The sequence below is a fragment of the Lacunisphaera limnophila genome, assembly GCF_001746835.1.
Taxonomy (GTDB): domain Bacteria; phylum Verrucomicrobiota; class Verrucomicrobiia; order Opitutales; family Opitutaceae; genus Lacunisphaera; species Lacunisphaera limnophila.
Genome location: NZ_CP016094.1, coordinates 1,903,563 through 1,916,151, shown reverse-complemented (window position 1 = coordinate 1,916,151; position 12,589 = coordinate 1,903,563). Strand labels below are relative to the sequence as shown.

Annotated in this window: 11 protein-coding genes and 1 tRNA gene; 2 read left to right on the top strand and 10 right to left on the bottom strand. The window is 66.8% G+C overall.

Features of this window, described 5'->3' with window-relative positions:
* Positions 1 to 99 precede the first annotated feature (99 nt).
* The 6 genes from Verru16B_RS07940 to nadD all read right to left on the bottom strand — a co-directional run bounded on the left by Verru16B_RS07940 (position 100) and on the right by nadD (position 6,242).
* Positions 100 to 858, bottom strand: a complete 759-nt coding sequence (locus tag Verru16B_RS07940) for a methyltransferase domain-containing protein (protein ID WP_069961777.1) — start codon at positions 856 to 858, stop codon at positions 100 to 102.
* Positions 855 to 2,633 carry a glycosyltransferase family 39 protein gene (locus Verru16B_RS07935; protein ID WP_069961776.1) on the bottom strand — a complete coding sequence of 593 codons (1,779 nt, stop codon included), beginning with the start codon at positions 2,631 to 2,633 and terminating at the stop codon, positions 855 to 857. Before Verru16B_RS07935 ends, Verru16B_RS07940 begins: the two co-directional genes overlap by 4 nt.
* 2 nt (positions 2,634 to 2,635) lie before the next feature.
* Complete coding sequence (locus Verru16B_RS07930; RefSeq protein ID WP_157772338.1) at positions 2,636 to 4,489, bottom strand: glycosyltransferase family 39 protein; 1,854 nt, start codon at positions 4,487 to 4,489, stop codon at positions 2,636 to 2,638.
* Between the two features lie 138 nt (positions 4,490 to 4,627).
* Complete coding sequence (locus Verru16B_RS19110) at positions 4,628 to 4,975, bottom strand: prepilin-type N-terminal cleavage/methylation domain-containing protein (protein ID WP_069961774.1); 348 nt, start codon at positions 4,973 to 4,975, stop codon at positions 4,628 to 4,630.
* Between the two features lie 196 nt (positions 4,976 to 5,171).
* Entirely contained in the window at positions 5,172 to 5,657 is a 486-nt protein-coding gene (gene rsfS, locus Verru16B_RS07920) for a ribosome silencing factor (RefSeq protein ID WP_083270199.1), read from the bottom strand.
* Positions 5,658 to 5,663: 6 nt separating this feature from the next.
* Complete coding sequence (gene nadD, locus Verru16B_RS07915; RefSeq protein ID WP_069961773.1) at positions 5,664 to 6,242, bottom strand: nicotinate-nucleotide adenylyltransferase; 579 nt, start codon at positions 6,240 to 6,242, stop codon at positions 5,664 to 5,666.
* A gap of 111 nt (positions 6,243 to 6,353) precedes the next feature.
* Here nadD and Verru16B_RS07910 point away from each other — a divergent pair.
* A tRNA-Leu gene (locus Verru16B_RS07910) sits at positions 6,354 to 6,437 on the top strand.
* A gap of 19 nt (positions 6,438 to 6,456) precedes the next feature.
* Here the strand turns inward: Verru16B_RS07910 and Verru16B_RS07905 are convergent.
* From Verru16B_RS07905 to Verru16B_RS07890, 4 genes are all read right to left on the bottom strand, one after another.
* Positions 6,457 to 7,869, bottom strand: a complete 1,413-nt coding sequence (locus Verru16B_RS07905; RefSeq protein WP_069961772.1) for an MFS transporter — start codon at positions 7,867 to 7,869, stop codon at positions 6,457 to 6,459.
* Complete coding sequence (gene bla / locus Verru16B_RS07900; RefSeq protein WP_083270198.1) at positions 7,866 to 8,789, bottom strand: subclass B3 metallo-beta-lactamase; 924 nt, start codon at positions 8,787 to 8,789, stop codon at positions 7,866 to 7,868. Before bla ends, Verru16B_RS07905 begins: the two co-directional genes overlap by 4 nt.
* An 83-nt stretch (positions 8,790 to 8,872) precedes the next feature.
* On the bottom strand, positions 8,873 to 9,646 hold the full coding sequence (locus Verru16B_RS07895) for a 3-keto-disaccharide hydrolase (protein ID WP_069961770.1): 774 nt from the start codon (positions 9,644 to 9,646) through the stop codon (positions 8,873 to 8,875).
* A gap of 145 nt (positions 9,647 to 9,791) precedes the next feature.
* Positions 9,792 to 10,619, bottom strand: coding sequence for a cupin domain-containing protein (locus tag Verru16B_RS07890; RefSeq protein WP_069961769.1), 828 nt, complete (start codon positions 10,617 to 10,619; stop codon positions 9,792 to 9,794).
* A 132-nt stretch (positions 10,620 to 10,751) separates the two neighbouring features.
* Here Verru16B_RS07890 and Verru16B_RS07885 point away from each other — a divergent pair, with 132 nt between their 5' ends.
* Positions 10,752 to 12,578: a M14 family metallopeptidase gene (locus Verru16B_RS07885; RefSeq protein ID WP_069961768.1), complete on the top strand. Its 1,827-nt coding sequence runs from the start codon at positions 10,752 to 10,754 to the stop codon at positions 12,576 to 12,578.
* Positions 12,579 to 12,589: the final 11 nt, after the last annotated feature.

Below are 12,589 nucleotides of genomic sequence, written 5' to 3'. Positions count from 1 at the left end.
AGTCATTCGTGCGTCCGCGATCAGCCGCCTCTGTTGAGGGAGGTCGACGGAAATTCCCGCGACATTCGAAGCGCCTTCCGAACGCGAGCCCGCGCCGCGTTACGCGGACTTAGTCGGAGCACGCTCCAGCACCACGAGCATGCGGAGAGCGAGCAGACGCAGCATCGCCTGCGGCAAGGCCGACTCGAGCGTGAGCATCCCGCGCAGCACAGGAGCAGGCAGGAGCGCCGGCCGGGAAAAACCTCCGGTGGCCGGATAGGCCAGCAGATCACGGTAACGCACCGTCACCACCCGCAGGCCGAAGTCCTGCAGGATCCGCGCAAACCGGATCCGCTCCCGGCCGAAAAGCGCATGCGCCATGCCCATGTTCGCAAACAAGCCGTCCTCATCCGCGGCAAAGCTGTAGGGCGGGATGATCTCCGCCGGCAGACAGGGCTCGGGATGAAACAACCGGTAGAACAGGCAGCCGCCCGGCGTGCCGGCCGGTTCGGTCAGCACGATGCGGCCGCCGGGCCGCAACGCGTCGGCCGCACTGGCAAAGAACCGCAGCGGCTCGCGCAGGTGATGGAGCACGTCGAACGCCACGATGTTGCCCCAGGCCTCCGCCGGAATCTCGTAGGCCGACACCGCGCGGCTGACATGGGGCGTGGCCACGACGTCGCTCAGCACCCAGTCGGGACACACCTCGCGCGCCACCCCGATGCCAGAGCCGATTTCCAGCGTCGGGCCCGGCCCGCAGGCGGCCTGCATGCCCCGCAGGATGTCGCCATAGACGGCCCGCAAGGCGGCGGAATCACGCCACTTGACGGCGCTGCCCCCGAGATGGGCCAGATCGTAGGTTTGCTCCGCTTCGCTCATCCCTCGCCTCCTTTCGTCACGGCGACCAGCCGGCTGATGCGGGCGATCTTGGTGCCGAAGCGCTTCTCCGTGATGAACTCGAGGGCAAAGCCCGGCGGCAGCTCCTCCTCGGGCACGAGCTGGTGGCCGCCGCGGGCGTTCGTCGGTCGCAGCGACTGCATGACAAGGATCTCCCCGAAGGTCCGCCGGGCCAGGTGCAGCCGCAGGCGGTCCTCCAGGATTCGCGCACGCGGCAGCAGGATGGAAGGGGTCTGCTCCATCAGCCAGGGGAGCGAGGACTTGTTCGTGATGATGAGGCGGCTGACCGGGGCCCGGTCCGCCACAAAGCGACGCTCCCACTCGATCTCGTCATTGCCCAAGTTCGAATAGTGGTGGCGCGCCTGCCGCGGCAGCGCGAAGCCGAGAAACGCCACCGCCAGCAGCGCCAGCAGCCAGGGCGTGGCGGGCAGGCGCCGGTCAAGCCAACGCGCCAGAAACACGACCGCGAAGGCCAGCAGCACGCACAACGGCAGGCCGAAGCGGGCTGCCATGGGATCGGACAACGAACCCCAGAAATAGAACTGGATCAACGCGGTGTTGGCGCAGATCACGGCACCGAACAACAGCCAGGGCAGGTGCCGGGCGGCGACCGCCCGGGGACCCCGCAGCCCGCGCCAGACCAGCCAGGCGGCAACCCAGAGCAGGGCCGCGATTCCCAGCACGGAGAGCAGCGGGGAATTGGCCTGCTGCGTGTTCCACGAAAACAGATGTCCGATCACGCCCCGCAGGTTCCCCTCGAGGTACTCCAGGCCGAAGCGGCTCACCTGATCCGCCTTCATCTCCCACAGCACGGGACTGGCCGACAGCACCCGCTGGTGCCAGGCCACCGGCATCAGCAGCAGCGGGGCCACCACGACGGGCCAGGCGACCACGCAGCGCCGCGCCCGCCACCAGCCAGCCAGCACCACCGCCACCACGGCCACGACGTAGAGCGCGGACTCATATCGGCATTGCGTCAGCAGCACCCCGGCCAGCACGAAGGCCGTGAGCCGCGTCTCGTCCGGCCGCTCCAGCCACGCCCCGGCCAGCACGACGCAGGCGAGCAGCATGGTGAGGTTGGTGAGCTCCATCCCGGACCCGGTGGCATTCTGGGCCAGCAGCGGCAGCGTGCCGAGGAGACCCGCCGCAAGCAGGCCCCCGCGCCAGCCGGCCAGGCCGCGACCCAGCCAGTAGGCCAGCCCGAGGCAAACGGGCAGCAACAGCACGTTGACGGCAATCGCGTTGGCCGGACGATACCCCGACAGCCCGTGCACCAGGGAGATCAGGTAGGGATAAAAGTACGGCCGCTTGTCGAGGTAGTTGTCCAACGAGACAAAGGTCCCGAGGAGGTCGTAACCGCGCACCATCACGCCGACATCCCGGAAGTAGTGCATGTTGAAGGCGGTGGATTGCAGCACGTACTCGTCGTAGAGGATCTTGCTCCGGAAGTTCTCGTGCACGAGGGCGACGGTGCAGCACACGGCGATCAGGGCGAGGGCGGGAAGCCGTTCGCGCACCGGCCAGGCCAGGGCCTCCGGCCCGCGCTCACGCCAAAGCCGGGCCAGCGCGAACAACCAGAGCCCGAAGGTCAGCGTCATCACATGGTATCCGCCGCGCATGAGGAACTGCTCCGCCGGCCGCACGCCCACGCCGACAAACCCCCACCAGACCGCGGCGACCGCGCTCAAGCCCAGCGCGGCGAGGCGCGACTCCGGCCGGCTCAGCCAGGCCGCAAGGGCAGTTCGGCGGAATTCCATGGTCAGGGCAGCTGTTTGATGAACTCCTCGAGATACTGCTGCCGGACCTTCTCCCGTTCCTCGGCCGTGAGGACGGGCCCGGGGCCGGCCACGACCGGCGGGCTGGCCGGGCCGTCCGCGATCGCCACCACCCGGCTGATGCGACTCACGGTAAACGGAGTGAACCGTTGCTCGATCACCGGCTCAAGTTGGTAGTCCGGCCCGAGATCCTCGTCGGGCTCCAGACTCAGCCCGCCCGAGACAGGGTCGACCCTCAGCCGCTGGAAGACATAGATGGCCGAGAAGACCCGGTTGCGCTGGTTGAAGAGAATGACGTCTTTCCGGTGCAGGGCCTGCGTGAAGGGCGTGGCCGAGACGAGATGGGTGATCCACATGATGCTGTTGTTATCGATGAAGAGATAATCCTTCAGCGGATGGGCGGCGATGAAGTCTCGCCGCCACTCCATCTCCCGACCGACATAATAATCGAGCGAGTAATCATGCCGGGCCATCACCGGGATGGAAAAAACGAAGGTCCCCACCCCGGTCAGCAGGGCCAGTCCCCGCCAGATCCGCGGGCCCGCCCCAAAGCCGGCGGCGGCGCCCACCACGGCGAGCACGAGGCCGAGATTGAGCGGCAGGCTCAGCCGCCGGATCACGGGGTCGTCGAACTTGCCCCAGAAATAACAGAGGAGCAGGAGCGTGTGGGCGGCGAAGCCCAGGGAAAAGACGGCCAGGGCCGCGCGGGCGGGGACCGCGGTGCGCAGACTACGCAGGGTCTTGTACACCCACAGGGCGAAAAACGGCGCCGCCAGAAAGCCGAGGACGGCGATCACCAGGGAGTTGGATTGCTCGCCGCTGGCGTCGAAGAAAAAATTCAGCGCATGCGCCAGGTTGTCGGGCAGGTAGGCCGGGTCAAAGGGGCGCTCAAAACCCGGCTTGCTCGCCAGTTCCCACGCGGTGGTGCGGGCGCTGAAAACCCGGTTGTGCAGGGCATAAGGCACCAGCAGGAGCGGTCCCAGTACCAGCACGGGGGTCAGCACCGGACGCTGCTCGACCCACCATACCCGCAGGATCACCAGGCCGACTGGCAGCAGAAACAGCACGGATTCATAACGCGTGCTGGCCAGCAGGATGCCGGCCAGCAGGAGCGCCTCCAGCGACCGGCCGTCGCGCTGTTCCAACGCCCGCATGCCCAGCAGCAGGCTCGCCAGGATCATCACGAGATTCAAAATTTCAAAACCTCCGCCCGTCGCGTTTTGCGCGAGGAGCGGCAGGCTGGTGAGCAGGAGTACCGTCAGTGCGCCCGCGGCCCGGCCCGCGATCCGGCGCCCGGCGTCATAGGCCAGGGTCAGCAGGACAAAGGTCAGACCGGTATTGAGCACGAAGGCATTTTCCGGCCGGTAACCCGTCAGGTCGTGCAGGACCGACAGCAGAAAAGGATGAAGTAGCGGCCGCTTGTCCAACTCGCCGCCCATGATCTGGAACGCCCCCTGGATGTCGTGGCCCCGCATCGGGACGAGCGCCATCTTGTCAAAATGCATGCTCATCGAGGTGCCGAGGAGCATGGCCTCATCCATCAGGATCTTGAACCCATAGGCTTCATGCACGAGCAGGAGCGTCCCGCAGCCCAGAATCAGGGCGATCGGCCAGCGGGGCGCGGCCACCCAGGCCGCCGGATCCGGCGGACCGAGCCGCCAGAGGCTACGCGCGAAGAGCACCACCAACCCGAGCATCACCCAGTACCCGCCATAAATCACGACGCGCATCGCGAGCTCGTCGCTCAGCGTGAAAAAACCCAGGACGACGGCCGCCACGGCGCTGAGGAGGAACAGCTGCAGCCACCGGTCCGCGATCAACGCTCGAAGGGTTTTCATAGGGCGGGGTGAAAATGGACAGGGCCGGCGTAAAACAAAAGCTCGATTCTGCCTCCGGGGTGGCGGAGACCGCGTCATCCGGGCAAAAAAAAGCCGCCCCTTGCGGGACGGCTCTTGAAGTTTTGGACCCAGCCCGAATTACGGGGCGTAGGTGATCGTGCGAGCACCAGCGACCGACAGGATCGTGATGGTGATGCCCTGCGAGTAACCGGCCGGATAGGTCTCGCCGGCAACCGTGTTGATGGCCTTGACGTAGGCACCGGAGCCAACGAGGTTGCTCGAAGCGACCGTGGAGACACCGTTCTCCAGGTAGTACTGGTCGGCAGCGGCGGACAGCTGGCGCGCGTTGTTCAACACGGCCTTGTCCTGGGAGGACTGACGGACCTTCTGGAAGGCCGGAATGGCCATGGCGGCCAGGAGGCCGATGATGACCACGACGATCATGATTTCGACGAGGGTGAAGCCCTTGGTGGAACGAGTATTCATATTATGGATTTATTCTGGTTATGTACGAGACCCGCACAGTATGTGCGAGAGGTTTGCATCAGACGAAACCGGGACGGGAGTGACAAGGGTTAACTCTTTAAAGGGATAGTAAAATATGTAATCACCCTCGCGCGATGGCCTGATGTATCAGGTTACTTTGGCCCCACCCTCCCCGCAGGAAAAGCCGCGCCTAAAATTAGCTTATAAGCTGACTGACAGGAACTTCGGTGGCATCTCGCCAAAGGGTCTCCATCCGGTACTTATCGCGGTTTTCGGGGGTAAAAAGATGCACCATGACCTCGAAGGCGTCCACGACGATCCAGCCGCTGCCTTGGGTGGCATCCATGCCCAGTATCCTCGCTTTCTCGGCATCAAGCACCTTCTCCAACTCGACGCGCAGGGCGCGCAGGTGGGGCTCGGAGGTGCCGTTGGCCAACACCAGAAAATCGGTGATGCTCGATTGCTCGCTCACATCCAGCACGCGCAGGTGGTCCGCCTTCTTGCCGTCCAGGGCCGACACGATCAGTTTCAACAGGCCGAGCGTCGGGCTCGTCTTGCGGGCAACCTTGGCCTTGGCCGGTTTGGCGACCTTGACGGTCTTGACGGTTTTGGCCGGTTTGGCGGCCTTGACGACCTTGGCCGGCTTGGCGGTGGCGGGCTTGCGGGTGGATTTGGGTTTCATCGGGTCTCAGCGATAAAGCTGCCGGCTTTCGATATAGGCGATTACTTTCTGCGGGCAGAAATAGTGCAGGGAGCGCCCCTCTTTGACGCGCTGGCGCAGTTCGCTGGAGCTGATCTCGATCAGGTGGCCGTCGCAACGCTGCAGCCGGAGCCCGGGGATGTCGACGTGCGGCTTGTCCGGATGACGCGGCCGCTCGAGGAAGATGAACTTCACCTCCCGCGCCAGCTCCTCGATCTCCTTCCACTTGTGCAAAAGGGGCAGCTGGTCGCCGCCGATGACCCAATGCAGCTCGTCGTCGGGAAACTGGGCCCGGAAATGCCGCACGGAGTCGATGGTGTAGCTCACGCCGCCCTTGCGCAGCTCGTAGTCCGCGATCTCAAAGCGCCGGTCCCACTCGCAGGCGGCCTGCAGCATGGCCAGCCGGTCCTCCACGGAGGACTGCACGTCATTCGGCTTCAAGGGCGCCTGTGCCGCCGGCACCAGGAACAGCCGGTCGAATTTGAACTGTTCATAGACATCCTGCGCCGCGATCAGGTGGCCGAAATGGACCGGGTCAAAACTGCCGCCCAGGAAACCGATCTTCATGCGTGCAAACGGACCGCCGCGACCGGGCGCGACCGTGATGACGGCATGGGGAAGACTCTTGCCACGGGGCCCACTTCATTCCGCAATCCTGTTTCGGCAATCCCAAACCTCGCCCGGGTGGCGGAATTGGTATACGCATCGGACTTAAAATCCGTGGCCTGCAAAGGAGTGTGGGTTCGAGTCCCACCCCGGGCACACCTCGCCGCGCGGCAGGTCAGGCCGCCGGCGCGGCCGGCGCCGCCCGGCGGGCGGCCAGCTCGCTTTCAATCTCGTCCACGCGCCGCTGGTCCAGCGGGTAGACCCACAGCGCTACGGCCTTCAGGAGGGCGAAGACACCCGGCACGATGGAGAACGCCAGGGTGATGCCGAGGATCGCCGTGGCCGTCTGGGTCGCGTTGCGCACGAAGCCGAAGCGGTCGAGGAAGAGCGGCAGCAGGTAGCCGCCGAACATGATCCCGGTCTTGATCGAGAAGAGCGAGGCCGAGTAGACCAGTCCGGTCGAGCGCCGGCCGTACTTCCACTCCCCGTAGTCGGCCACGTCCCCGTACAGGGCCCAAGTCAGCGCGGAGGTCGGCCCCATGCACAGATAACCGAGCGCATTGAGGGCCAGCAGCAGGCCAAAACGGTCCGGCGGCAGAAAAAAGAAGGCCAGGAAGCAGAGCCCCGTGATCGCACTCAGGACGGTCGCCGCGTACTTCTTGTCCACGCGGCGGGCGAGGACGCCCAGCATCGCCGTGCCCGCCACCTGCGCCAGTGCGCCTGAGGCGAGAAATACCGTGCTGCGGTCGAACTGCCCGAACAGGATCGGGGCGCCGTCGTCGCCGGCGACATACTTGAAATAGAACAGCGTGCTGCCCGAGCGCAGGGCGACAAAGGTCGTGGAAAAGACCGAGGCGATGAGCAGCGTGACCCAGGGCCAGTTGCGGAACAGCTCGCGCAGCTCCTCGCGGACGTTCGTCTTCTGCGAGGGCGGCGGCGTCACCCGCTCCTTGGTCGTGGCGAACGTCGTCCAGAACATGAGCACCGACAGCACCGCGAAGATCGCCATCGTCAGCTGGAAGCCCTGCATCTCGTTGCCGGCGCCCAGGTGCTTCACGAGCGGCCGGACCAGCAGGGAGATCAGGAACGCACCGCCAAAGGCCCCGACGAAGCGGAAGCTCGACGCCACCGTGCGCGTGCGCGACGACGGGCTGATGACGCCCAGCAGCGATGAGTAGGGCACGTTGATCACCGAGTAGCTCAGCAGCATCAGCGCGTAGGTGACATAGGCGTAGACCACCTTGCCCTGCGACCCCAGGTCGGGCCCGGCGAACACGAGGTAGCCGCAGATGCCATAAGGGATCGCGCCGAAGAGCAGATAGGGCCGGAACTTCCCCCACCGCGACTGCGTGCGGTCAGCGATCAGCCCGATGATGGGGTCGTCCAACGCGCCCACGAGCCGCACGATCGGCATCATCCACAATAGCACCGCCGCCGGGATCCCCCACACGTCGACGTAGTAGTAGGTCAGGAAAATGTTGAAGGTCTGGAAAAAGAAATTCGAGGCCGTGTCGCCGAGGGCGTAGCCGATGTATTCGCGGGTCTTGAGGCCCTGGTCCCGGTCGGGGGTGGTTGGCGCGGTGCTCATGGTTGGGCGAGGGCTTGTTCGCGGGCGAGCTGATCGCGGAAGCTCCGTTCCGCCCCGGCGATGAGTTCGCGCCAGCCCGCGGGGTCCACGAGGGCAGCGACGCCCTCGCCCCGGTCGAGCCGGGCGAACTTGTCCGCCATGGCGAACTGGCCGCCGTGCGGCGCGAGGTAGAGGTCGCAAGGCAGCGCCTTCAGCGTGGCCAGCGTCTGCTCCAGGTCGGCTACGATCCCCGGGTAGGCGGCATTGCCGAGCAGACGCGTGCCGGCGTTGATCGACGCGCTGCTGAAGAAGACCACCTGGTAACTGCGGCCGCCGTCCGCCAGCTCCATCGTCCAGGTCGTCGCCCCCCGCGTGTGCCCGGGGGTGAGGTGGGCCGTGAGCGTCGTGCCGCCGAGCGTGACCGTGTCCCCGTCGGCGATGATCCGGTCCACTGGCACCGGGGCGTAGAGGAGCGTGTCCTTCGGCCAGACCAAAAAGTCATCCGCCCCGCCCGATTCGAGCACGCGCGCGTCGGCCGCGCTGGCCACAACCTCGGCCCCGGTGGTCCGCTTCATCAGCGCGTGCCCACCCGTGTGGTCGATGTGCGCATGGCTGCTCAGGATCAGCCGGATGTCCGTGACCTTGAATCCGAGTTGCTCCACCCCGCGCACGATGATCGGCACCGTGTCCTCAAATCCCGTGTCCAGCAGGATGTGCCCCGCGGGCGTGGTGATGAGCCAGGCACTCACCCCGCTGGCCCCGACATAGTAGAGGTTGCCGCCCAAGTGCCGCGGCGGCACGGGGGCCCGCCAGGAATCGAAGAGCGCCTGCACCCAGGCGCGGCTCGGGGTGGGCGGCAGCCCGCCGCCGGTTTCAGCCGCGCGGACGCAAGGCAACAAGGCCAGGATGGCCAGCAATGGCACGCTGCGTGGGGCTCGCATGGGGTACCCGACCGAATGCACAGTCCGCCGCCGGGTCAACGGCGGTTTCGGTCCGACTGTAGACCGGCGGCCGGCGGCGCGGCTCAGTCCGCGAAATCCGTGCCGCCCGCGCCGAGATCCAATTCCTGGATCCAGGCGTTGCGGTAGCGCACGTCATGGCCCTCCGCCTGGAGCTTCAGCGGGCCGGGCACGTCGGTGATGCCCTTGCCGCCGTCATTGCCCCCGTCGAGGCCGGAGTTGGGTCCGCCCCAGACCTGGTTGATCGCCTGTTCGTGGTGCACCTTCACCCCGTTGAAATACATCGTCACCCGCGCCGGCTCCACCCGCCGGCCGCCCTCGAAGCGCGCGGCCCGAAACACGAGATCGTAGCTGTTCCATTGGCCGAGCCCCTTGTACAGATGATAGGGCGACTCCGTCTCGTTGATCACCGCGCCCATGCCGTGCTTGGTTTTGTCCCCGTCACAGATCTGGATCTCATAACGGTTCTGCAGGTAGACGCCGCTGTTGCCGCCGGGGCCCATGACGAGGAACTCGATATGCAGCCGGAAATCGCGGTATTCGCGCCGGGTGATGATGTCCGCGGCGCCGTACTTGCCGCCGGCCGCGGCCGGATCGTGGGTCTGCACGGCCGTGCCGCCGTCCACCGGATCCTCCACGATGCGCCACTTGATCGGCAGCGCCGACCCGAAACGTGGTCCTTCCCAATAGGTCCATTTCTCATCGAGCGTGGCGCGGGTGCCGTCGAGGATGACGTCGGCGCCGGCCGGGGGCTTGGCCCCGAGGCCGATGGCGGCCTGGGTGGGGATGAAACAGACGGCCGCCAGGGCGGCGGCGAGGAGCACACGGGAAGAATTCATGGCAGAGAGAACGGGATAACGATGGGGTGAAACCGGTCCCGCGGGCGGGCCGGAAGGGGGTGCCGCCACCTTACCCGCCCCTTCGCCCCCTGCAAGCCGCCACCCGGAAAAAGCAAAGACGCTCAGCGGCGAAACAACCCCTCTCTCATTTCATCGCCAACGCGGCCGGCGTCGCCTCGGTCCGGATCCGCATGACGTAGTACGTCGCCGGCGTGGCCCCGGTATTTTTCCAGCCGTGCTCGTCCCCCGAGGAGACGAACACGATGGACCCGGGCGTGGCCCGGGTGGTCACCCCGTTGATCGTCACGTCGAGCTGGCCCTCCTTGAGCAGCAACACCTCCTCGTCGGGATGGCGGTGCGGCGCATGGGGTGCGAGGCCCGGGCCGATGGTCGTGACGTGACACTCGTAGTTGGCGAGCGTGGCGGTGGGCAGATCGATCACGTCGCGCCGCTCCCCGGCCTTGGTGGGCACGGCCACCAGTTCATCCCACTGAAAAATACGCGAGCCGAGGCGACCGGGATCCGCGGGCAGCGGGGCCTGGCCGCGCAGCCGGGTCGTGGTCGCGCTGGAGAAATTGAAGACGAAATACGTCGCGGGCTTATCCCCGCGATTCTGCACCGCGTGCGGGTCGTTCGCCGCAAAGAAGAACAGCGCGCCCGGCCCGACGCGCGTCTGGGTGCCGTTGATGTGCACGTCCAGCTCGCCGTCGCGCAGGATGATGATCTCTTCCTGCGGGTGCGTATGCGGGGGGTGCGACGCGAGGGCGGGGTTCAGAGTGCTGATGTGACACTCAAACTCCTGCATCGTCGCCGTCGGATTCCGGGCGACATCCCGGCGCTCGCCGACCCCGGTGGCGTGCACGGCCAGGCTCTCCCAGGTGAAGACGGTGGAGCCGAGCGGGGCAGGTTCGGCGGCAGCCAAGGGCAGGGACAACATAAGGAGGATCAGGCACCAACGCAGGGGGGTACGCATGGGAGGGGTAACCCCATCGTCGCCTGTCTGCGCCCCGATGCAAATGGCATCTGGGCAGGTCCCGACAAAATAGGTGCACTACTGCGGCCGCTGTCCGGTTGCCACCGGACCAGAGTCCTCCAAGCTGCCCGGATGTCTCCCTGCCGGCTCAACGCCCCTGCCCTCCTCCTCTGCCTCCTTCTGCCTCTCACCCGGGCCGAGGATCCGCAGGCTTTTCTGCCTCCCGTCCTCCCGTGGCAGGGCGCCAGCGAGGCGCTGATCGCTCCGCCGGACCATCCGTGGATCACGCCGTCCGAGCGCACCGGACTCACCGACTCGCCGGACTACGACGAGACCCTCGCGTGGCTGCAAAAACTCTGCGCCGCCACCCCGCTCCTGCACCTGCAGGAATTCGGGCGGACCGCCGCGGGCCGGCCGCTCTACGTCGTCCTCGCCAGCCAGGAGGGCGCGAGCACGGTGGCCACCCTCGCGGCCAACGGCCGGCCCACCCTGCTCGCCCAGGCCGGCATCCACTCCGGCGAGATCGATGGCAAGGACGCCGGCCTGATGCTGCTGCGGGACCTCGCGTTCGGCGGCAAAGCCACGCTGCTGGCCCACGCGAACTTCGTCCTCGTCCCCGTCTTCAACGCTGACGGCCACGAGCACCGCTCGGCGTGGAACCGGCCCAACCAGCGCGGCCCCGTCCACCAGGGTTGGCGCACCACGGCCCAGAACCTGAACCTCAACCGCGACTACATGAAGGCCGACGCGCCCGAGATGCAGGCGATGATCGGGCTGCTGCGCGCGGCCGACCCCGCGCTCTACCTCGACCTGCACGTCACCGACGGCCTCGATCACCAGTACGATATCACCTACGCCTTCGAGGGCTGGGGCGAAGGCGCTCCGGCCTACTCCCCGGGCATCGCCGCGTGGCTCAACCGCCGGTTCCGCCCGGCCACCGACACCGCCCTGGTGCAGGGCGGCCACATCCCCGGCCCCTACTACGAGCCGGTGAACGGTCGCGAACCGTCCGGGGGCATCAGCATTGGCAACGGCGCCCCGCGTTTCTCCACGGGGTATGGCGACCTGCGCCACCTGCCGGCGGTGCTGCTCGAGACCCACTCACTCAAGCCCTACCGCCAGCGCGTGCTCGGCACCTATGTGTTTCTCGAATCTGCGCTCCGCGCGCTCGGCGAGCACGGCCCCGAACTGCAAGCCGCGATCGCCGCCGACCGCGCAACCCGGCCGGAACAGGTTCCGGTCAACTGGACCGACGCCGACCCGACCACCGCGATGGATGTGCTCGGGGTCGCGTATGAAGAGTATGTCTCCCCGGCGTCGGGCGCGAAGGAGATCCGCTGGCTGGGCCGTCCGCAGCTCCTCCCGGGCGTGCCGGTGCGCGGCAGCAAGGCGGGCCTCTTCCTCGCGCGCCCCCGGGCCTACTGGGTTCCCGTGACCAAGCCGGAAGTCATCGCCCGCTTGAAACTCCACGGCATCGGGTTCGAGACCCTGACCGAGGCGCGCACCGTCAGCCTGGAAATGTGCCGGCTCACCGGGGCCAAGCCGCAGCCGTCCGGCGGCTTTCACGTGTTTGAGACGCGCTACACCCTCCGCACCGACGTCCGGCGAGAGACCCGCACGGAAACCTTTCCGGCCGGCTCCGTCCGCGTGCCCACCGACCAGCCGCTGGGGGATCTCGCCATCGTGCTGCTCGAACCCGCGGCGCATGACTCGCTGCTCGCGTGGGGCTTCTTCAACGAGATCCTGCAGCGCACCGAATACATCGAAGGCTACGTCATCGCCCCGCTGGCCGAACAGATGCTCGCCGACGATCCGGCGCTGAAAGCCGAGTTCGAAGCCAAGCTGGCGGCGGAACCGGCCTTTGCCCAAAATCCGGCGGCCCGCCTGCAGTGGTTCTACGAGCGGACGAAATTCCAAGACGACCGCTACCTGCTCTACCCCGTCGGCATCGAGCGGTGATTGCAGGCTAG

Excerpts from the sequence above, each read along its gene's own strand:
- Verru16B_RS07940 (WP_069961777.1), bottom strand. The coding sequence starts at position 858 with ATGAGCGAAGCGGAGCAAACCTACGATCTGGCCCATCTCGGGGGCAGC.
- Verru16B_RS07935 (WP_069961776.1), bottom strand. The coding sequence starts at position 2,633 with ATGGAATTCCGCCGAACTGCCCTTGCGGCCTGGCTGAGCCGGCCGGAG.
- Verru16B_RS07930 (WP_157772338.1), bottom strand. The coding sequence starts at position 4,489 with ATGAAAACCCTTCGAGCGTTGATCGCGGACCGGTGGCTGCAGCTGTTC.
- Verru16B_RS19110 (WP_069961774.1), bottom strand. The coding sequence starts at position 4,975 with ATGAATACTCGTTCCACCAAGGGCTTCACCCTCGTCGAAATCATGATC.
- rsfS (WP_083270199.1), bottom strand. The coding sequence starts at position 5,657 with ATGAAACCCAAATCCACCCGCAAGCCCGCCACCGCCAAGCCGGCCAAG.
- nadD (WP_069961773.1), bottom strand. The coding sequence starts at position 6,242 with ATGAAGATCGGTTTCCTGGGCGGCAGTTTTGACCCGGTCCATTTCGGC.
- Verru16B_RS07905 (WP_069961772.1), bottom strand. The coding sequence starts at position 7,869 with ATGAGCACCGCGCCAACCACCCCCGACCGGGACCAGGGCCTCAAGACC.
- bla (WP_083270198.1), bottom strand. The coding sequence starts at position 8,789 with ATGCGAGCCCCACGCAGCGTGCCATTGCTGGCCATCCTGGCCTTGTTG.
- Verru16B_RS07895 (WP_069961770.1), bottom strand. The coding sequence starts at position 9,646 with ATGAATTCTTCCCGTGTGCTCCTCGCCGCCGCCCTGGCGGCCGTCTGT.
- Verru16B_RS07890 (WP_069961769.1), bottom strand. The coding sequence starts at position 10,619 with ATGCGTACCCCCCTGCGTTGGTGCCTGATCCTCCTTATGTTGTCCCTG.
- Verru16B_RS07885 (WP_069961768.1), top strand. The coding sequence starts at position 10,752 with ATGTCTCCCTGCCGGCTCAACGCCCCTGCCCTCCTCCTCTGCCTCCTT.